This is a genomic window from Xanthomonas vasicola (assembly GCF_000772705.2).
Taxonomy (GTDB): Bacteria; Pseudomonadota; Gammaproteobacteria; order Xanthomonadales; family Xanthomonadaceae; genus Xanthomonas; species Xanthomonas vasicola.
The window spans coordinates 1-19,327 of sequence record NZ_JSBW02000049.1; the positions used below are offsets into that span (position 1 = coordinate 1).

Sequence of the window (19,327 nt, forward strand, 5' to 3'; positions counted from 1 at the left end):
AACACCTCACGCCGCGTCCGCTTGCGCTTGCCGTTGTACTCCGCATCGCCGAAGGTCAGTTGCATCGTCGTTGTCCGTTGCGTCTGTGTGATTGTCGCAGGATCAAGGGGAGTTGTTCAGAGTTTCCCTAACAATCTGTGGACCCTGGCTGCATTCGCACAGCTGCTTTCCGACACCTGCGTAATCCTGTTCGCCGATGTCTGGGTGGACAGCGATGCGCTGCGCGATCTGGTCCGCACCGAGGCGGAGATCGCTGTGCTGGCCGATGGGCGCGCCTGCCTCGAAGGCACAATGCGGGTGCTGGCACAGGGCGAACGACTTGTCGACCTGGGTAGCCACATCACCGTTGCGCTGGGCGACGGCAATTTCATCGGTATCGCCCGCTTCAGCGAGCGCGCCGCGTCCGCGCTGGGAGAACGCATCGTTGACCACGTCCGTCGTGGCGAGCTCCAGCAGGCGTACTACACCAGCGTCATTCCCGAACTGTCGGGAGAATTTCCTGCACTGGTCGTCTGGATGGGCGGGCGTCCGTGGATCGAGATCGACTGCGAGGAAGACCTGCGCAAGGCCCATCGGCTTCCCATCGCATCCTCCATGTCTGCGCCTGCAGTACTTGCTGAAAGGAACATCCAATGTGCGGATTCGTAGGTATCTTTCATCGTGACGGCGCCCGTTTCGAGCAACGCGACATGCTGCATGCGATGAACCAGACCATCGTGCACCGTGGTCCGGACGACGCGGGCATCCATCTCTCCGGCCCGCTCGGTCTGGGCTTCCGGCGACTCAGTGTGATCGATGTACCCGGCGGCCATCAGCCCATGATCGACGCGCACACCGGTGTTGCGCTGGTGTTCAACGGCGAGATCTACAACTACAAGCAACTGCGCGAACAACTCGAAGCGTTGGGCGCACAGTTCTGTACACGTTCGGACACCGAGGTATTGCTGCGCAGCTTCATACATTGGGGTGCCCAGTGCGTGGAGCGGCTGTCGGGCATGTTCGCATTCGCGGCCTGGGATCCACGCACGGGCACATTGACACTCGCGCGCGACCGCTTGGGTGTCAAGCCGCTGTACTGGACGCAGATAGGCGCGGATTTCGTATTCGCTTCGGAGGTCAAGGCGTTCTTCGCGCATCACGGATTCGAACGGCGGGCCGATCTGGATGGCATCTCCAGCTATCTGAGCTTCCGTCATCCAGTGTGGGACAACACCTATTTCGAAGGCGTGCACAAGCTGCTGCCCGGCGAGATGCTGGTGGTGACGCCGGCCCGGGTACATCGGCAGCGGTATTGGGCGCTGCCCACGCCCATGCCCGAGCAAGGCAGAACGGAATCCGACTGGCTCGAGGCGCTTTCGGAGAAGCTAGATGCGGCGGTGCGGCGATGCCTGGTGTCGGATGTTCCACTCGGCGCCTACCTGAGTGGCGGATTGGATTCCAACATCATGGTGGCGCTGATGGCCCGCCATATGGCATCGCCTCCGCAAACCTTTTCGGTCGGCTATGACACGCACGGCTACGACGAAGGCGCCTATGCGGCCGAAGCCGCCGCCGCAGTCGGCGCCGAACACACCCATCTGGTGATCGACCGCAAGGAATACATCGACGGAATGGCGCCATTGATCGTGCAATGCGATGCCCCGCTGATGATTCCGCAAATGGTGGCAGGGCTAAAGCTCTCGAAGGAGATCCGTCGCCACGTCAAGGTAGCCCTGAGTGGCGATGGCGCGGACGAACTGTTCGGCGGCTACGGGCCAGTCATGCGCTCGCCATTCGACTGGAAGAAGATCGCAGCTGCAAGGCGCTTACTTGGCCCGGCGGCGCAATGGGTGAGCAAGCTGGGCAAAGACCCGTACGGACCGGTCAGCAACCTCGGCTGCGCACGCCAGATCGAGCATTTCTTCAACGTGTATCACTGGATGCCGCTGGACGAGAAGATGGCGCTGTTATCGCCCGATGTGCGCAGCCGTTTGAATGGCGATCAAAAGACGCTAGCCCCGTTCGAGGAAGCCTTTGCGCAGACACGCGATTGCGATCCGCACGACAGGGTGTTGCACGTCTTTCAGAAAATCCATCTGGGGTGCGTATTGGACAAGGTGGACACCATCGGCATGCTCGCCTCATTGGAAGGACGCGTCCCGTTTGTCGACCACGAACTGGTGGAGACGTTTATCCATATGCCGCATCGTCTGAAGATGAAATGGCGTTCCCCGCTCGCGCTGATCCGCGCCCTTGGCACATCGGCCTTCAACGCGTCCGAAGTGCTGGACCAGAGCAAGTATCTGCTGCGCACCGGCGCCCAACGACTGTTGCCGCCGCATCTTGCGCAGCGCAAGAAGATGGGATTCCCCACTCCGCTGGACGACTGGCTCCAGGCCGGCATGCTCGACGATGCGAAAGCGATCCTGCTCGACAAGCGATCGCGCGAACGTGGGCTGTTCGATGCGCGGCGGCTGGAGCATTTCCTCTCGCACCCGCAATCGCTGGACTACGACTTCTATGGCAAGAAGGTGTGGATGCTGATGAACGTGGAGTTGTGGTTCCGGGGCGTGGTCGACGGCGCGCCAGCGGCAAACGCCGCGTCGCCGCCGCATGCCGTGCCGGTCACTGCGGAGATGGGTGCTGACAGTGCCCATGCGCAGATGCATTGAACGAGACGAAGGAGCCGAGGTGGGCAACATGCAATTGCGACATGAGCAGTGGCGTATCGCCGGTACACGGATGGATGGCGCCGGCGAGCGGCTGGAGGTGCGCTTCCCGTACAACGGAGCGCTGGTCGGAACGGTGCCGCTAGCGCAGCCTGAGGAGGTGCACTCGGCACTCGCCCAGGCGTATGCCTACCGTCCGACCCTCACCCGCCATCAACGACATACCATTCTTTCGACCGCGCGCGATCTGTTGATCGCACGCACCGCTGCATTCGTGCAGTCCATCGTTTCCGAGAGCGGGCTGTGCGTGCGCGATGCCAGTTACGAAGTCGGCCGAGCCGCAGAGGTGCTGCGCGCGGCCGCGCATCAGGTCTTGATCGACGATGGCGACATCTATGCATGCGACATCACCGAGCGCGGGCAGCAACGACGCGTCTACACACAGCGCGATCCGTTGCTCGGTGTCATCGTGGCGATCACGCCATTCAACCACCCGCTCAACCAGGTGGTACACAAGATCGCCCCGTCCATCGCGACCAACAACCGGATGCTCCTCAAGCCCAGTGAGAAGACGCCGCTGACCGCCCTGCTGTTTGCCGATTTGCTGACCGATGCGGGACTTCCTGGACCGATGCTGACGGTGATAACCGGCAAACCGGAGGTCATCGCAGACGTGCTGCTGACCAGCGCGCAGGTGGATCTGGTGACCTTTACCGGCAGCGTCGCCGCAGGCAAGCAGATCGCTGAGCGTTGCGTTTACAAACGGCAGGTACTGGAACTCGGGGGCAACGACCCGATGATCGTGATGGAAGATGCCGATCTCGACGAAGCGGTTTCGCTGGCGGTTGCCGGTGCCTATCGCAACAGCGGGCAACGTTGTACCGCGATCAAGCGCTTGCTGGTGCATCGGCAGGTCGCCGATGCGTTCGTGGAGCGCCTTGTGCAGGCCACGCAGCGACTGAAGGCAGGTGATCCGTTCGACCCGCAGATGGATCTGGGTACCGTGATCGATGCTGCGGCCGCCGCGCAGATCGAACGCCGCGTCGATGCCGCCGCCGCCGCTGGTGCGCAGGTTCTGTGCGGACATCGGCGTAACGGCGCACAGTATGCCCCTACGGTCGTCGACCACGTCCTGCCGACCATGGAACTGGTGCAGCGGGAGACCTTCGGACCGGTGGCGCCGGTCATTCGCATCGACTCGATCGACGATGCAATCCGGATCGCCAATGACAGCGATTTTGGCCTGTCGTCGGCGCTGTGCAGCAACCGCTGGGACTACATACAGCGATGCGTCGCCGAGTTGCAGGTCGGGTCAGTGAACATCCGCGAGGTGCCTGGCTTTCGACTCGAGTCCACGCCGTTCGGCGGCATCAAGAACTCTGGGCTGGGCTACAAGGAAGGCGTTCTGGAGGCCATGGCAGCCTACACCAACATCAAAACCTACTCGCTTCCCTGGGGCGAAAGGACGGTGGAGTGATGGACGCCATGAACTGGATCTACCCGCTCTTGATTCTGACCGGCATGCTGTCCGGATTTCTTTCCGGCCTGCTCGGCGTGGGAGGCGGCTTTCTGATGGTGCCGGTCTTCATCGTGCTGCTGCCGCTGCGGTTCCGGATCGACATCGCCATCCTTCCGCAGGTGGCAGTCGCCACTGCATTGGCTGCCACCATTCCTGCCACGGCTAGCGCCGTGACTGCGCAGTACCGACGCGGCGCGCTCCCGATCGGCTGGGTGCGACGGCTGGCACCGGCGGCCGGCGCCGGTGCTGCCATCGGTGCGATTGTCGCCGGCCGCATCCACGGCGTGTGGGTTGCGGCGATTTTCAGTGCGTATGCCGCGTATTTCGGCCTGCGCATGTTTCGCGGCGCGGGAATACAAGCGCCGCCGCTCGCCGACCCGCCGATACACACACTTGCCACGCGTGTGCCGACGCGCCTGATCGGTGGGTTGATCGGGCTTTTCAGCGCAACGGCCGGTGTCGGCGGCGCCAGCCTCACCGTACCGTACGTGCTCGTGCAGCACGACCGCCTGGAGATGCGTAACGCGGTCGCAGTGGGAAGTGCCGTCGGGCTGGCCATCTCCCTGATCGGCGCTCTCACCTTCGTTCTCGGCCCGGTGCCTGCGTTGGGCGACAGCCGCGGGTTGGTGGGGTTGGTGTGTTGGACCGCCGCCATCGCGGTGGCTGTGCCTGCCACGCTGATGGCCCCTGCAGGGGTCTCCGCTGCCCACCGCTGGCACACACGCAAGCTCAAGCGAGCCTTTGGCCTGATCATGTTGTCTGCCTCACTGGTGACGTTATGGAAGGTGTTCTGGTGATGCCTGCGGTAGGTCCCCGGCGTCTGCAGCTGCCACCATTCCAGACTCCCGACCGCATGATCGAACGACAGCAGACGGTGCTTACTGACTCGGCGGTGGTGCATATCGCCAGCACGCCTGCGGGACAGCGTTGGACCGCATGGATCACTGGAATCGTGGGGCGCGATACTCCATCTGCAGCGCAACTGCTGGCGTTATCGCAATCGCTTGCCGGCGAGCTGTGCTACGACGCGTTGTCCGACGGCATCGTCTATTCTCGCGCGTGGAGCGCAGAACAGCTGCAGCAGCCCGACGACGCGGCGATGCAACAGTTCCTGCAGGCGCACGCGCAGGCCCGCACCGCACTGATGGCCGATGATCCCCACACTGGCGACGCCCTGGCGCGTCTGACAGCGCTGGCAGACACGTTGGGCCGCGTCGCACCCGCTGCGCTCGGTGTGCGCAACGGTGATGCAGATGTAGTGGCGGCCGGGCTGTTGAACGCCGTAAATGCGGCGATTTTCGATGTTCGTCTGGCACGCCCGCCACACACCACAGACGCCGCCGCGCTCATCGCCCTGCTTGCATGGGTTGAGTCCACGCTTGGCGCTGCACCTTGCACTGCGAGTATCCGTAATGCGGTCCGCATGCAGCTCGCAATCGTGGCATCGCGCGACAGGCTTCCGCAGGCCTGGCAACTAGCGCATCACGATGCAGCCGTCCCCTATCTGTTCATGGATGGCGAATGCCATGCATCCTTATGGGGCAGATACCATTTCGAAAACGAGCTGGGTTATCTGGCCGGCTGCCTGCGTGCCATGTATGCGCTGATGGAAACGCCCGATCGGACCATGGATGCCGATCTGCTCTGCCAGCTGCACGACCTTGCGGTGGCCGATGTCTTCAAACGCGGCTCGCCTCCGCTGCATGCGCGTTTTCAGTTGGGCTACCGCACGCAGCCGGTCGAATTCGCGCTGCACCTGGGGCGCAACTGCTCGGCACAGGGGCTGGCCGAGTTTCAGAGCTCCATGGCCGCTACCAACGGCTGGATCGAGGTCGAACCGCCAACGTGCGAGCACGCCGGACGGCTGATCGCACATGCTCGCAGCCCCAGGCTGTGCTTTGAAAAAGCACAGGACATTCTGTCGCACTATGCCGCTCAAGTGCCCTTGCCCTCGAATCGCCGCATGGGTGCCGAACCGGACGATGCAACGCTGCACGCCATCGCGCAGTGTTGTCAGCAGCTCAACCAGCATCACCTGTTCGCCGAGGCCAACATCCGGACGATCGGCTTTCTGTGCTTGAACAAATTGCTGCTCGATCAGGGCGCGCCAGCCACGATCCTAGAGTATCCCAAGGTGCTGGATATGTACGCGACCGCCGACATCATCGCCGCGATCCGCCTGGGCCAGCATCGCTTCCAGGCCTTGCAAGCGGCCTGACGATCTCGGCTGACGCATTGCTAGGCTGTCATCGCACACCTCACGACCCGGAGCACATCATGACGCAATGGCAATCGGTACTGCTCGAACAACAACGCTACTACAACGATCGCGCAGCAGAATACGACGACTGGTGGTTCCGTCGCGGGTCCTTCGACGAGGGCGATGCGGCCAATAACAGGTGGCGCGAGGAAGCGGCACATGTGCAGGAAGCACTGGATGCCGCAGCGCTGCAGGGCGATATCCTGGAACTGGCGGCCGGTACCGGCATCTGGAGCATCCGATTGCTCCCGACCGCACAGACACTCACCCTGGTCGATGGATCGGCACAGATGCTGAAGATCAATCCGGCAACCCGTGACCAGCGGGTGCGTACCGTGCAGGCAGATCTGTTTCAATGGCAAGCCACGCGGACCTACGACGCAGTGGTATTCGCGTTCTGGATCTCGCATGTCCCTCGCCAGTTGTTACCGCAGTTCCTGCGCCAGGTGGCGGACGCGCTGGATGCAGGCGGGAAGTTCTTCTTCGTCGACAATCTTCCCAAGCCAGAAGCGCTTTCGCCGCATGTCGTGGGCCTGGAAGGCCAGTTGATGCAGCGACGCCTGCGTAATGGCAACGTCAGCACCATCGTCAAGAACTACTACACAACCAGCGAACTGCAGGCAGCATGCAGCGCTGCAGGACTGGAGGTGACGGTAGGCCAGACCCCCACGTTCTTTCAGTACGGTGTCGGCGCTCGCCGCTGAGGTCCTAGACGATCAGCCTGCTGGGTGGGCGTACCGCGTGCCTCTCTGCGGCTGGCGGCCCATGTCGGGCGCATGCACTGCCAATGCGCTACAGATTCCAGCGCAACCCAACCAGTAACTGCCGAGGGACACCGGGCGCGAGAAACCGCGAGGGGCCAGTTCCCACCGGCACGTCCTGCGGGCGCGCGAGTTCGCCATCGGGAAACACGTCTTCGGCCACCGCTGCGTAAGTTGCATAGTGGCGGTTGAATACGTTGTCGACGCGTGCGAACAACGACACCTCTCGCTGATTGTCCAGCGTGCATGCAAATCGACTAACGCATAACCCGCAGTGCCGATATCGATCCGCTCAGGCGCGCGCAGCAGCGTGCCATCGCGACGATCGAGCACGTAGGCAGAGCCGTTCCGGTCTTGCGGGCGAACAAGGTCATTGACCACTTGTTGTCATGCTCGCCGTTGTTGCAGTCCTCCTGCGAGGTCTTGCCGCAACGATACGACGGGCTCCACAGGCCGGGATTGCCGGTGCCGTAATACACCAGCTTCAACGTCGGGTCGTAGCTATACCAGCCCCAGGCAGAGCCACCGCCGCGCTTCCATTCTTCGTTGGGAAAGGTCTTGACGCCCAGATCGCCGAGCTGACCATGTTGCGGATTGGCCCTGTTGAAATCCGGGCCCAGGCAGATCGCCTTGTCGGTGCCGGCCGCCTCGCAGGACCATGCCTGTTTGCCATCGGACAGGTTGTAGGCCGCCACGCGACCAAGCACACCGGACTCGTTGCCGCTGATGCCGGCAACCACTTGCCATCGGCGATGATCGGCGCCATGGTGATGGTTTCACCCTTATCCGGGTGGGCGAGTTTTTGCTTCCACACTTCCTTGCCGGTCCTGGCATCGAGTGCAATCACATCGCCGTTGAGGCGACCGAACACCAGCTTGCCGTCGGCATACGAGGCACCGCGGTTGACCGTATCGCAGCACGCCACCGCCACCGCGCGCTCATCCTGTTGCGGGGTGTATTTCCACAGCACCTTGCCACCGTCATCCTGCGCCGCCAGGTCGATGGCGAACACGTTGTTCGGATACGCACTGACCATGTACATGATGCTGCCGATCACCAGCGGCTGGCCTTCGTGGCCGCGCGTGGCGTCGGTTTTCATCTCCCACGACATCTTCAGATTCTTGACGTTGTCGCGATTGATTTCGGCCAGCAGGCGATGCCGGGTTCTCGGCCAATACCGCCCCAGTTATCCGCGTTGCTGGCGTTGGCGGTGAACTCGCTCTCGGTGTCGACCACAGCCGTAGCTGCAGGTGCAGCGACATGTGCTGCAGCCCGGCGCGGGCGTTGCCGTTTCAGCCGGTGTGTCTTTCTTGCAGCCAGACAGAACTGCGCTCGGCGCAAGCACGAGCAGCGCGGTGCTGCGTACGCCGCGACAGGAAGAGTGGTGCATATGTGTCTACCCCTCTCGTTTGAACAACAGTCGGTTGAAACATACCGCGGCGCAGGCGCTCTACCCGCCAGTGGCGACACGGACGTCGGAAACGTCGAGAGAAGCTGAGCAAACTGCATGCCAGCGAACTGGTGCGTTGCACCACGTCGAGTTAACAAGGGTTTGTGGTGATGACGGCGGGCGGATCACTTGGCACTGTCACGCTTTTGGCACAGTTTGCGCCGTGCGTGCTGTGACACAGGCGGTGCAGCCCATTACCTGTCAGTCCGTTGGACAGGATTGGCTAAGGTGTTTTCTTGCTGCTCTCATACCGCGCAAATGCAGCGCGCTATGGCAAGTGGACGCGGCTCGACGTACCAAGCACGGAGCCTGTCTTTGCCGGAGAGATGCTCGAATGGCCAGTGAGACTGCAGTGGCTGGCGACGGTGAGAATTTCTGATCGCTGGCGCTTTGCGAACAGTAAACAGCCTGGCGAAGAGCAGAAACACGTGCGCCTAACGTTCGCTCTGCCACTGCGCAAGTAACTGCGTGCAATCGTGTAGGCGCCAGTCGGCAAAGCCAGGCCAGGGGTCGCCCGGCGTGTTGACCAAGACAGTGCAGGCGCCGACGGCACGGCCGCAGGCGAGGTCATTGTGGTGGTCGCCGACCATCACCAGCGCGCTGCCCTGCACCGACCAGCGCTGTTGGAAATAGTGCAGCCCATCGGGCGCTGGTTTGGGTGCGGCTTCATCGCGGCCGACGATGTCGTCCCAGCCGAACGCATCGTCCAGGCCGATCGCCTGCAAGGTGATGGCTGCCAGTTCGCGCGCATTGCGGGTGAGCATGCCAAGCCGGCATCCGGCGGCATGCAATGCACGCACCAGCGCCACTGCGCCCGGTGCCGCGCGTGCGGCCTGCGCAAGCGCGCGCTCGTGTTCGAGCAACCACGCGTGCTTGGCTGCTGCTTCATCACCTGGCAGCGCTGCCAGGTGATGCAGGATGTCGGCCTCTGGCGGAATCTCCAGCACGCGGCGGATCAAGGCGAAGTCGTGCGCAGCCTCGGTCAGCGTGCCGTCCATGTCGAAGACCCAATGGCGGTAGTCAGACAATCTGGGAGAGAGCGCGGTGAGCGTCATGCTGTCCATCCGTAAGAAGACATGAAAGTGAGTGATTCAATGCTGCAGGCGGCGGTCATGGCATGCACGGTGCGCAAGCAGCAGCGTCGCTAAGAGCGAATCACAGAACGACTGCACAGCCATTCCTACGCGCAGTTCGTGCCCACAGGACGACGGCTTGCTACGTGTGTTAGACATTCCAAGCGCTCTATGCCGATACAGGCGGCGACACAGACAGATGGACCGCGTGGCCGATCAAACTTGCTTGCGCGGCACCCGCTTGCGAGCACGTTGTATAAGCAAATCTTGTGTCAACGTTGCGCTTAGAGTCCCTAAACGTTGCGAGCAGTCGTCGGGCGAATGCGGACGGATGTGGACGGCGCGCCGGGACCGCAATATCCGCGTGGTACATAACGATTCCAAGCAACGGTCTCGCCCACCCAGCGGCTGCGCAGCAGTTTTGTATCCGCTCTTACTTCCAGCCCGGCATCTGTGTGGTATCCAAGCCACCAACCTCGAACTCGGCCGTGCGCGTTCCACCGGCCTTGACCGGGAAGGTAATGCTGATGCGCTTTGCATTACGCACCAGCTTCCACAACGCTTTGTCGTCATCGATGAACATGGCGATGGCTTCGTCGGTGTCCGGACGGTGCGCTGCCATCGCGCGCGGTGCGCCGCCATCGGCAGCAACTTGCACCTTGCACCCGCCGTAGCAATTGAAATCGCCGGCATTGAGTACGAGGTAGCTGTGGCGCTTCCATTGCGGGTGATCGCGGAACACCAGGCTGACCGGCTTGGGCCCGCTGCCATCCACGTCCACACGTTGTTTGGCATCGATCATCGCCGAGCGCTGCGTGCCCCCCTTGGCCGGCACTTGCGAGTATTGCCACAACGCCTGCATGCGGCGCAGCTCGCGCTCCTGCTCGCCCTTGGCTTTGATATCGGCATAGCCCGGTTCGATCCGCTTGGCAGCCGCAGTGCCAGCATAACCTTCGATCAAGGCTGCACCGTGCGCACGTGCCATGTCCCAGTTCTGCGCCTTCACCGCTTCGTCGTATTGCTTGGCGAGCGCATCGGCCTGGGTTTCCTTGGCCTGCGCCTGCGCGGTTGCCTGCGCCTGACGTTGCGCCTCGCGATCGGTGCAGGCACTCAGGGCGGCGACGCACAAGGCCGCACTCAGCAGATACTTCATCGTCGACTCCGAAAGGCGTGAGAAACGACAGCAACCATAGCAGCCTGGCGTTGCAGGCTGCATGCACGACGGCCAGAATTCGCGCCAGCTACGCAGACAACACACGGGGAGCACAAGGCTCCCCGTGTGTTGCACTTGCCGCCGGACTGACGGCTCTGCGTTGCGCTGCGATTTACTGCTGCGTCGGAGCCGGCTTCTCTGCAGGTGCTGGTGCAGCTGCAGGAGCTGCAGCAGGCGTTGCCGCCTTGGCCTTGGCGATCATCTCGGCCACCGAGGCAGTGGTGATCGGGTGATAGCTGGGCTTGGCTTTTTCGAAGGCCTGTTCGGCAAACGCGATGCCGTCCGGCGTCTTCAACAGCTCGGCGTAGATCGGCAGCACCAGCTTGCGACGGCCGACGCGTTCGATGAACTCGCCCGCAGCAGCACGCGCGTCGGTATAGCCGCTGCGGATCGCCAGCGGATACCAGCGCATCGCGATCTCGCCATTCGGCGTGCCGGTGAAGTGGTACGCATCGTCCAGCTGCTTGAGCTGTTCGGGCTTGAGCGTGGCGCCCATGCTGCTGAGGAAGTGCACCCATTCCTGCGTGCCCCACTCGCTGGTGACCTGCTTGTTCGGCAAGGTGCCGCTGCCGCTCCAGGCGATGCGTGCGGTGTCCACGATCGAGAAACTGCGCGAGCGCGCTTTGGCCGCAAACGCCGGAATACCCGGCTGCTTCAGCCACGCATCCACTTCGGCTGCGCTCACGGTGTTGGGATGCTTGTCCAGCAGATTCTTCTTGAGGTAATCGACGAACTGGTCGGTGGTGGCGCTCTGGAAAGCGTGATCGTCGAACCAGCCACGCAGGAACGGGTCGAACACCTCGCGACCGAAACGCTGCTCCAGGAAATGCAGGAACCACGCACCCTTGACATAGGCGACCTGGCTCAAGGCTTCGTCGGGGTCGCGCTGCGCCAGCGGCGGCAGCTCCAGCACCTGGTCGGCCGGCGGCATGTCCTTCACTTCGGCCAGCAGATCGCCCTGGTCGATCTCGCGCTCCATCTCGGCCATCTCGGTGCCGTACAACGCCTCGGTGATGCGGCCCTGCACGTAGGTCGTAAAGCCTTCGTTGAGCCAGATGTCCTTCCAGCTCGCATTGGCTACCAAGTTACCGGACCAGCTATGCGCCAGCTCGTGCGCGACCAACGACACCAGCGATTTGTCGCCGACAATCACGGTGGGCGTGGCGAAGGTCAGGCGCGGGTTTTCCATGCCACCGAACGGGAACGACGGCGGCAGCACCAGCATGTCGTAACGGCCCCAGCGATACGGGCCGTAGAGTTTTTCGGCGGCACCGATCATTTTTTCGGTGTCTTCGAATTCCTTGGCGGCCTTGTCGGCCATCGCCGGCTCGGCCCAAACGCCCGAGCGCGCGGAAATCGGCTTGAACACCACATCACCGGCGGCAATCGCCAGCAAATACGAGGGAATCGGCTCAGGCATCTTGAAGCTGTAATCGCCATCGCGCACGGCCTTGGGGTCGTTATCGGCGCTCATCAGCACCATCACGTCCGGGCGCGAGGTGACATGCGCGCTATAGGTGAAGCGCACGCTCGGGGTGTCCTGCAACGGCACCCAGCTGCGCGCGTGGATCGCCTGCGACTGGCTGAACATGAAAGGCAGTTGCTTGCCTTCGGTCATCGACGGCTCCAACCACTGCAGGCCCGAGGCAGTCGGCGCGGTGTGATAGGTGATCACCACCTTGCGCGGCTGATTCGGCGCTTCGATGGTGAGCTTGCTGCCGAAGGTCTTGTCGACCGGTGCCAAGGCGAACTGCAGCGGCGTCAGGCCGCCCTTGCCATCGTCGGCCTGTACCTGCGCAATGCTGAGCTCGCGCGTGTCCAGCACCAATTGCTTGGCGGCCTTGTCCTTCCACTCCAGCGTATAGGTGGCGGTGCCACCGATCTGCTTGGTATCGAAATCCAGCTTCAGGTCCAGCGCCAGGTCCTTGATGACCACCAGCTGCGGCTGGGCGTAGGAACTTTCGTCGTGGTTGCGGGCTTCTGCTTTCACGGGGGCCTTGGCAGTAGCGGCCGGCGCGGTGGTGGATGCCGACGGCGCGGAGTCATTGGAACAGCCGGCCAGCGCGATGGACACGGCAAGGGACAGCGACAGAAACGAGAAGCGCATCGACGGCACCGCAGCAAGGGAATTGGGCATTTTAGCGCTCTGCGCCGCAGCCTGCCCGTGTCATCGGCGGCCAATGCGCGGGATTGCCTGCCGCTTGCTGCCGCAACCTGGCGGCTAGTGGTCAGGTCACCGGATGTCCGCGCGGGGTGTCGTGCCCGTCGCGCACCAGACGTCGGCCACCGGAGAACTTGGCCCGGTACATCGCCGCATCGGCGCGGCGATACAGTTCGGTGGCATCCAGCCCTTGTTCGCACACCGCACTGCCGGCGCTCACATGCAGCGGCGCGTCGTGGTCATCTTCGCGCTCGAGCATCGACAGCCATTGATTGAGCTTGAGCGTGGCGTCGTCTTCACTGGCATGGATGCCGAGGAGGAATTCGTCGCCGCCCCAGCGCCCGACCCAATCCTGCGCGCCCAGCCAGCCATAGGCCGAGTCCACCAGGCGCACCAGCACGCGGTCGCCGGCCAGATGGCCGAAGCGGTCGTTGACCTGCTTGAGGTTGTCCATGTCCAGCACGAACAGCACAAACGGCCAGCCTTCGCGCTGCGAGGCGGTTACCGAATCGCGCATCGCCTGTTCGCAGCCGCGCCGGTTCAGGGCTTCGGTCAACGGATCGAACAAGGCATGTTTTTTGAGGTCGCGCATGCCGGCATCGATGCCGCGCAGGCTGCGGTTGATGCCGCGCAACAGCCGCCCCAATTCGTCGTCACCCGTTTCCGGAAGCGTGGGCAGGCGCTGATCGGCGTAATACGCATCCAGTGCATCGGCGGCGATACGCAGCGGCGCCAGCAGGCGATACAACGCCACCAAGGTCAGCGCGGTGCCGGCCAGCGTGGCAAGCAATGCCACGAGTACCACCGACCACAGCGGGCGCCCGCCCAGCTCGCTTTGCGATGCCAGCCATGCGATCAACAGCAGCAACGGCAGATGGATGCCAACGAACGTCACCGCCAGCAGCTTGGCGCTGAAGGAGCGGGGAAACACGCGCGAGAGTCCGGCGTACAAGCGCATCCAACACTCCGGCAAAAGAGCGCTTAGTGTCGCCGAGAGTGTGAGGAGCCAACGCGACGGAGGTCTCAGAAATCCTTGGTGCGCGCATGCCAGACTGTCGCTTCGCTGCGAGAGGCGACCCCATGCAAGACCTTGGCGAACGCCACTGCACAGCGCGCATGCGACTCTAGGAGCGGCCAACAAGACGTAGCGAGCAGTCGTCAGTTAGATGTGGCCGGCGCGGGGAACCGCAATGGACGCGTAGTCCCTGCCGCACCGAGCACCGGCCGCGCCCGCCGCGCGCTTGGCGGTCGTTTTTGTTAGCTGTTCTAAAGCGCTGAAACGACTTGCCTAGATCTTGTAGCCGGAGTGGATCGCCACGATGCCGCCGGTGAGATTCTTGAAGTGGCAGCGCGCAAACCCGGCCTCGCCCATCATGCCCTTCAGCGATTCCTGCGGCGGATGCTTGCGAATGCTTTCGGCCAGGTACTGGTAGCTGTCGGCATCGCGGGCGAACAACTGGCCCAGCTTGGGCAGGATCTTGAACGAGTGGAAGTCGTAGATCGGCTTGAACCAATCGGCGGTAACTTCGGAAAATTCCAGCACACGCGCCTGGCCGCCCACCTTCAACACGCGATACATTTCGCGCAATGCGGCGTCTTTGTCGGTGACGTTGCGCAGGCCGAAGGAAATGGTCACCAGATCGAAACTCTGGTCCGGAAACGGCAGCGCTTCGGCGTTGCATTGCACGTAATCGAAGCCGGACACCAGCCCGCGGTTGGTCAGCCGGTCGCGGCCCACCGAGAGCATGCCGGCGTTGATATCGCCCAGCACTACGGCGCCCTCATTACCCACGCGCTCCTTGAGCAGCACGGCAATGTCGCCGGTGCCGCCGGCCAGGTCCAGCACGCGGTCGCCCGGCTTCACCTGCGCGGTCGCTACGAAGTAGCGTTTCCATGCGCGGTGCACGCCCAGACTCATCAGATCGTTCATCAGGTCGTAGTTGCGCGCAACCGAGGTGAACACTTCACCGACCAGCTTCTGCTTGTCCTTGGCAGCGACATCGCGAAAGCCGAAATGGGTAGTACCGGAGGTATAAGGGGATTCGCTCATGGGCGGATTATCGCACTGCTGACGCCACCATGACCGCAACCGGACCACAATCGCATGTCATCTGCGACCGGCCCTGCGAGCATTTCAGTGCGCGACAAGTACGTCCAGCGCGACTGGCAGCCCCACGAGAAGCCCACCCTGCCGGGGTCGGCCTCCACGCCGCTACACACCACCCGGCGGCGTATTCAGTACGGGCTGGTGGGCGTAGTGGTGGCGCTCACCGGCGGGCTCAGCAACGCGCTGGTCACCGCCAACCTGACCTATCTGCAAGGCACCCTGGGCGCCTACGCCACCGAAATGGCCTGGCTGCCGGCCGCCTATGTGATGACCAACATGTCGGCCAACCTGTTGCTGGTGAAGTTCCGCCAGCAATTCGGGCTGCGTCGCTTCACCGAGATCTTCCTGGCGCTGTATGCGCTCATCGCCCTTGCGCACCTGTTCGTGCACAGCCTGAGCTCGGCGATCACCGTGCGTGCCGCGCATGGGCTGGTGGGCGCGGCGCTCAGCTCGCTGGGCCTGTACTACGTGATGCAGGCATTTCCCACCAAATACCGGCTCAAGGCGGTGGTGCTGGGTCTGGGCATAACCCAGCTGGCCTTGCCGTTGGCACGGGTGTTTTCTACCGACCTGTTGGAATTTGGCGAATGGCGAGGCCTGTACCTGTTTGAATGCGGGCTGGCGGTGTTCGCGCTAGCCTGCGTGCTGGCGCTCAAATTGCCGCCGAGCGACCGTTATCGCGTGTTCGAGCCGCTGGATTTCCTCACCTTCAGCCTGTTCGCGGCCGGGTCGGCAGGTCTTGCTGCAGTGCTGTCGCTCGGGCGCTTGCTGTGGTGGACCAGCACACCGTGGCTGGGCGTGGTGCTGGCCGCGTCCATCGTGCTGCTGTGCACGGCGGCCTGGATCGAACACAACCGCCGCAACCCGATGATCAACACGCGCTGGCTGGCCAGTGCAGACATGCTGCGGCTGGGCCTGGCGATTTTGCTGATCCGGCTGGTGCTGTCCGAACAAAGCACCGGGGCGATCGGCTTCTTCCAGACCCTGGGCCTGGCCAACACCCAGTTGCAGACCTTATTTGCGCTGATGCTGCTGGGCGCGGTGGCGGGCGTGGCGGCCAGTGCCTGGCTGATCAACCCGGCGCGGGTGACCGAGCATCTGATCATCGCGGTCGCAGCCATCTGCGTCGGCAGCTTCATGGATGCCGATGCCACCAGCCTCACCCGCCCCGAGCAGATGTATGTGAGCCAGTTCCTGCTCGCGTTCGGCAGTACGTTCTTCATCGGCCCGGCGATGGTGGCCGGGATCGGCCGGGTGATCGCGCAGCCGGGCAATCTGATCAGTTTCATCGTGCTGTTCGGCATGGCGCAGAACATGGGCGGCCTGCTCGGCAGTGCGCTGCTCGGCACCGTGCAGGTGGTGCGCGAGAAATATCACTCCAGCCAGTTGGTGGAACATCTGGTGCTCACCGACCCGCAGGTAGCCGCGCGCGTGCAGGCCTATGCAAGCCTGTATGGGCGCAGCATCGGTGATCCGGCACTGCGGCAGGCCCAGGGCGTACGCACGCTGGGCACGGTGGCCACGCGCGAAGCCAATGTGCTGGCTTACAACGATGTGTTTCTGCTGATCGGCTGCATCGCCATTGCCACCGGCGTGTGGATCCTGTCCGTGCTGGTGTGGCGCCGCTATCTACGCCCACCCGTCTCGCCCTCTCCTCCTGTTCCCACTGTGCGCCCATGAATACACCAGCGGATTCTTCACCACCTGCAAGCCAGCAACGTCGCCGGCGTCGCCGCATCGCCGGCGTCATTGGCTTCGGCGGGCTTGCGCTGATCGGCGTGGCGCTGGTGCTGTATGCATGGCGACTGCCACCGTTCGTGAGTGCGATCGAACGTACCGAAAATGCGCTGGTGCATGGGCAGATCACGGTGATTGCGCCGCAGGTCAGCGGCTATGTCACCGAAGTGCCCGTGCAGGATTTTGCGCACGTGAAACGCGGCCAGTTGCTGGCCAAAATCGACGGCCGCATCTACGCCCAGCAACTCGAACAGGCCAAGGCGCAGGTGCAGACCGCGCAGGCCAATCTCGCCAACTGGGATCAACAACGGCATAGCGCCGAGGCGACCATTGCCGAGCAGCGCGCGGCGCTGAGCAGCAACCAGGCACAACGCGACCGCACCCGTTCGGCCTATGCACGCACGCAGCAGCTGGCCAGCCAGCAACTGGTGTCCGAGCAGGACCGCGACACCGCATTCGCCGCACGCGCGCAGGCTGATGCCGGCGTGGCCCAGGCACGCGCCGCGGTACAGGCCGCCGAAGAAAACGCACGCAGCGTCACCGTCAACCGCGCCGCATTGGAGGCCGCTGTTGCCAACGCGCAAGCCGCCGTGCAGCTGGCGCAGATCAACCTGGACAACACGCGCATCCTGGCCCCGCGCGATGGGCAGCTCGGCCAGCTTGGCGTGCGCCAGGGCGCCTACGTCACCAACGGCACGCAGCTGATGTCGCTGGTACCGGGAACGCTGTGGATCGTGGCCAATTTCAAGGAAACCCAGATGGCGAAGATACGCACCGGTCAGCGCGCCAGCTTCACCGTGGACGCGCTGGCCAACGCACGCCTGCATGGCCGCGTGCAGGAGATCTCGCCGGCTGCCGGCTCGGAATTCAGCGTGCTGCCGGCCGATAACGCCACCGGCAACTTCGTCAAGATTGCCCAGCGCATTCCGCTGCGTATCAGCGTCGACCCCAACCAGCCGCTGGCGCCGCGGTTGCGGCCGGGCATGTCGGTGGTGGTGGCCGTGGATACCGATAGCGCAGTCGACTGAGCACAAGCGACACGCAAGCGTGGGCGATCAGTGCCGGCGCGAACGCTGCAGCTGGCTTTGCCTCGCCCGCACCTGGCTTGCGGCGCAGACACAGGCCAATGCGGCGACACTGAAAACAGGCGCGGCCTCGCAGCTCAACCGCGGCGCAGCCGCTATTATGTGTTGATGCTCAACACAGCCATCCCTTCCCTGCACTGGCAGCACCTTCGGTTTGCGCAGCTGAGCACCACGCAGTTGTATGCGCTGCTGCGCCTGCGCACGGATGTGTTCGTGGTGGAGCAGCAATGCGCCTACCCGGAACTGGACGGCAAAGACACCGATCCTGCTGTGCTGCATGTGCTTGGCAACGCCGATAACGGCGAGCTGGCGGCTTACCTGCGCGTGCTACCGCCAGGCTTGAGTTATTCCGAGCCGAGCATCGGCCGTGTGGTCATCGCCGCTGCACATCGCGGCACCGGACTGGCGCACGCACTGTTGCGCGAAGGCATCCGGTTGGTACAGACGCAGTGGCCGGGTAGCGCAATCCAGCTTGGTGCGCAGGCGCATTTGCAAGCGTTCTACGCGGCGCATGGGTTTGCGCCGGCGTCTGAGCAGTATCTGGAAGATGACATTCCACATCTTGACATGCTGCGCCCTGCCGGCGCGGCCCTTTTGGAGTTCGCATGATCACCACCCCCGACTACCGCGCACTGCTCGACACCGCCATTACCGAAGCCCGCCAGGGCCTGGCCGAAGGCGGCATCCCGATTGGCGCGGCGCTGTATCACAACGACGGGCGCTTGCTTGGCTGCGGCCATAACCGCCGCGTGCAAGAAAACGACCCGTCGGTGCATGGCGAGACCGACGCGTTCCGCAAGGCGGGCCGCCAGCGTCGCTACAAAGACACCATCATGGTCACCACGCTGGCGCCGTGCTGGTACTGCAGCGGGCTTGTGCGCCAGTTCAACATCGGCACGGTGGTGGTGGGCGAATCGGTCACCTTCCAGGGCGGCATTGCCTGGCTGCGCGAGCATGGCGTCAACGTGATCGATTTGCAAAGCCAGGAATGTATCGATCTACTCGGTGGCTATATTTCCGCAAACTCGGATGTGTGGAACGAGGATATTGGCGAGGATTGAGAGCAGCGCTAGGGATGGTCTGATCAACGCGACCGGGAAACCAAGCAAACCGCATCCGCCGCGCTGAGGGCGCTCAAATCGCCGATTTTTTGCCGGTTTCGGCCGTTTGCGGGGTGTTGCCTGGATTACAGGCACAGCTTCCCCGCAGCAGGCATTAACGCTTTGCGCGTCAGCCACAGATTCGACAGTGCAAACAGCGTCAGCACCTGTGCGGTGTTCTTCGCCAAACCGCGATAGCGCACCTTGACGTAA

At 63.2% G+C, this 19,327-nt stretch carries 17 protein-coding genes, 1 other RNA gene and 2 pseudogenes; 10 read left to right on the forward strand and 10 right to left on the reverse strand.

Going from position 1 to position 19,327, the window contains the following annotated elements; translation table 11 throughout:
* The first annotated feature begins 204 nt into the window (after positions 1–204).
* From NX05_RS13720 to NX05_RS13750, 6 genes are read left to right on the forward strand one after another with little or no spacing between them, the layout of a single operon-like run.
* A complete protein-coding gene (locus tag NX05_RS13720; protein WP_253956531.1) occupies positions 205–648 on the forward strand; it encodes a glycosyltransferase family protein in 444 nt (147 codons plus the stop codon).
* A complete protein-coding gene (asnB, locus tag NX05_RS13725) occupies positions 633–2,651 on the forward strand; it encodes an asparagine synthase (glutamine-hydrolyzing) (RefSeq protein ID WP_039431409.1) in 2,019 nt (672 codons plus the stop codon). Before NX05_RS13720 ends, asnB begins: the two co-directional genes overlap by 16 nt.
* A 28-nt stretch (positions 2,652–2,679) precedes the next feature.
* Positions 2,680–4,125, forward strand: coding sequence for a phosphonoacetaldehyde dehydrogenase (phnY, locus tag NX05_RS13730; RefSeq protein ID WP_039431420.1), 1,446 nt, complete (start codon positions 2,680–2,682; stop codon positions 4,123–4,125).
* Between the two features lie 8 nt (positions 4,126–4,133).
* A complete protein-coding gene (locus NX05_RS13735; protein WP_227254290.1) occupies positions 4,134–4,964 on the forward strand; it encodes a sulfite exporter TauE/SafE family protein in 831 nt (276 codons plus the stop codon).
* Between the two features lie 56 nt (positions 4,965–5,020).
* Complete coding sequence (locus tag NX05_RS24460) at positions 5,021–6,385, forward strand: hypothetical protein (RefSeq protein ID WP_172645689.1); 1,365 nt, start codon at positions 5,021–5,023, stop codon at positions 6,383–6,385.
* Between the two features lie 59 nt (positions 6,386–6,444).
* On the forward strand, positions 6,445–7,131 hold the full coding sequence (locus NX05_RS13750; RefSeq protein WP_010368273.1) for a class I SAM-dependent DNA methyltransferase: 687 nt from the start codon (positions 6,445–6,447) through the stop codon (positions 7,129–7,131).
* An 88-nt stretch (positions 7,132–7,219) separates the two neighbouring features.
* On the opposite strand, the pseudogene NX05_RS24220 reads toward NX05_RS13750, so the two are convergent.
* The 9 genes and pseudogenes from NX05_RS24220 to ubiE form a co-directional block, all read right to left on the reverse strand.
* Positions 7,220–7,488: pseudogene (locus NX05_RS24220) on the reverse strand (TonB-dependent receptor); the annotation flags it as partial.
* Positions 7,446–7,676: a hypothetical protein gene (locus tag NX05_RS25375; protein WP_162231361.1), complete on the reverse strand. Its 231-nt coding sequence runs from the start codon at positions 7,674–7,676 to the stop codon at positions 7,446–7,448. The gene NX05_RS25375 and the pseudogene NX05_RS24220, both read right to left, overlap by 43 nt.
* Complete coding sequence (locus NX05_RS25380; RefSeq protein WP_455722190.1) at positions 7,673–8,299, reverse strand: outer membrane protein assembly factor BamB family protein; 627 nt, start codon at positions 8,297–8,299, stop codon at positions 7,673–7,675. Before NX05_RS25380 ends, NX05_RS25375 begins: the two co-directional genes overlap by 4 nt.
* Positions 8,300–9,072: 773 nt before the next feature.
* The gene (locus tag NX05_RS13765; protein WP_039431414.1) at positions 9,073–9,702 is read right to left on the reverse strand and encodes an HAD family hydrolase; all 630 of its coding nucleotides are present in this window, start codon (positions 9,700–9,702) and stop codon (positions 9,073–9,075) included.
* A 442-nt stretch (positions 9,703–10,144) separates the two neighbouring features.
* Complete coding sequence (locus tag NX05_RS13770; protein WP_010368278.1) at positions 10,145–10,864, reverse strand: hypothetical protein; 720 nt, start codon at positions 10,862–10,864, stop codon at positions 10,145–10,147.
* Between the two features lie 172 nt (positions 10,865–11,036).
* Positions 11,037–13,031 carry a M1 family metallopeptidase gene (locus NX05_RS13775; protein ID WP_039431426.1) on the reverse strand — a complete coding sequence of 665 codons (1,995 nt, stop codon included), beginning with the start codon at positions 13,029–13,031 and terminating at the stop codon, positions 11,037–11,039.
* Positions 13,032–13,152: 121 nt separating this feature from the next.
* A complete protein-coding gene (locus NX05_RS13780) occupies positions 13,153–14,043 on the reverse strand; it encodes a GGDEF domain-containing protein (RefSeq protein ID WP_010368280.1) in 891 nt (296 codons plus the stop codon).
* Between the two features lie 174 nt (positions 14,044–14,217).
* A non-coding RNA gene (locus NX05_RS22680) (sX9 sRNA) lies at positions 14,218–14,292 on the reverse strand.
* An 81-nt stretch (positions 14,293–14,373) separates the two neighbouring features.
* A complete protein-coding gene (gene ubiE, locus NX05_RS13785; protein WP_010368281.1) occupies positions 14,374–15,135 on the reverse strand; it encodes a bifunctional demethylmenaquinone methyltransferase/2-methoxy-6-polyprenyl-1,4-benzoquinol methylase UbiE in 762 nt (253 codons plus the stop codon).
* 87 nt (positions 15,136–15,222) lie between these two features.
* Between ubiE and NX05_RS13790 the strand changes: the two genes are divergently transcribed.
* The 4 genes from NX05_RS13790 (at position 15,223) to NX05_RS13805 (ending at position 19,075) form a co-directional block, all read left to right on the forward strand.
* Positions 15,223–16,872: an MFS transporter gene (locus NX05_RS13790; protein ID WP_017116608.1), complete on the forward strand. Its 1,650-nt coding sequence runs from the start codon at positions 15,223–15,225 to the stop codon at positions 16,870–16,872.
* On the forward strand, positions 16,869–17,957 hold the full coding sequence (locus tag NX05_RS13795) for an HlyD family secretion protein (protein WP_039431416.1): 1,089 nt from the start codon (positions 16,869–16,871) through the stop codon (positions 17,955–17,957). Before NX05_RS13790 ends, NX05_RS13795 begins: the two co-directional genes overlap by 4 nt.
* A 165-nt stretch (positions 17,958–18,122) precedes the next feature.
* Complete coding sequence (locus NX05_RS13800; RefSeq protein WP_017112914.1) at positions 18,123–18,623, forward strand: GNAT family N-acetyltransferase; 501 nt, start codon at positions 18,123–18,125, stop codon at positions 18,621–18,623.
* The gene (locus tag NX05_RS13805) at positions 18,620–19,075 is read left to right on the forward strand and encodes a nucleoside deaminase (protein ID WP_010368285.1); all 456 of its coding nucleotides are present in this window, start codon (positions 18,620–18,622) and stop codon (positions 19,073–19,075) included. The genes NX05_RS13800 and NX05_RS13805 overlap by 4 nt, the downstream gene beginning before the upstream one ends.
* 125 nt (positions 19,076–19,200) lie before the next feature.
* Here the strand turns inward: NX05_RS13805 and NX05_RS23785 are convergent.
* Positions 19,201–19,327 (reverse strand): annotated as a pseudogene (locus NX05_RS23785) (IS5/IS1182 family transposase); the annotation flags it as partial.

What these genes read in the sequence shown, in the direction of transcription:
- NX05_RS13765 (WP_039431414.1), bottom strand. Translation starts at nt 9,702, where the DNA reads ATGGACAGCATGACGCTCACCGCGCTCTCTCCCAGATTGTCTGACTAC.
- phnY (WP_039431420.1), top strand. Translation starts at nt 2,680, where the DNA reads ATGCAATTGCGACATGAGCAGTGGCGTATCGCCGGTACACGGATGGAT.
- NX05_RS13770 (WP_010368278.1), bottom strand. Translation starts at nt 10,864, where the DNA reads ATGAAGTATCTGCTGAGTGCGGCCTTGTGCGTCGCCGCCCTGAGTGCC.
- NX05_RS13780 (WP_010368280.1), bottom strand. Translation starts at nt 14,043, where the DNA reads ATGCGCTTGTACGCCGGACTCTCGCGCGTGTTTCCCCGCTCCTTCAGC.
- NX05_RS24460 (WP_172645689.1), top strand. Translation starts at nt 5,021, where the DNA reads ATGATCGAACGACAGCAGACGGTGCTTACTGACTCGGCGGTGGTGCAT.
- NX05_RS13750 (WP_010368273.1), top strand. Translation starts at nt 6,445, where the DNA reads ATGACGCAATGGCAATCGGTACTGCTCGAACAACAACGCTACTACAAC.
- asnB (WP_039431409.1), top strand. Translation starts at nt 633, where the DNA reads ATGTGCGGATTCGTAGGTATCTTTCATCGTGACGGCGCCCGTTTCGAG.
- NX05_RS13805 (WP_010368285.1), top strand. Translation starts at nt 18,620, where the DNA reads ATGATCACCACCCCCGACTACCGCGCACTGCTCGACACCGCCATTACC.
- ubiE (WP_010368281.1), bottom strand. Translation starts at nt 15,135, where the DNA reads ATGAGCGAATCCCCTTATACCTCCGGTACTACCCATTTCGGCTTTCGC.
- NX05_RS13735 (WP_227254290.1), top strand. Translation starts at nt 4,134, where the DNA reads ATGAACTGGATCTACCCGCTCTTGATTCTGACCGGCATGCTGTCCGGA.
- NX05_RS13795 (WP_039431416.1), top strand. Translation starts at nt 16,869, where the DNA reads ATGAATACACCAGCGGATTCTTCACCACCTGCAAGCCAGCAACGTCGC.
- NX05_RS13775 (WP_039431426.1), bottom strand. Translation starts at nt 13,031, where the DNA reads ATGCGCTTCTCGTTTCTGTCGCTGTCCCTTGCCGTGTCCATCGCGCTG.
- NX05_RS13800 (WP_017112914.1), top strand. Translation starts at nt 18,123, where the DNA reads ATGCTCAACACAGCCATCCCTTCCCTGCACTGGCAGCACCTTCGGTTT.
- NX05_RS25380 (WP_455722190.1), bottom strand. Translation starts at nt 8,299, where the DNA reads ATGTCGTGGGAGATGAAAACCGACGCCACGCGCGGCCACGAAGGCCAG.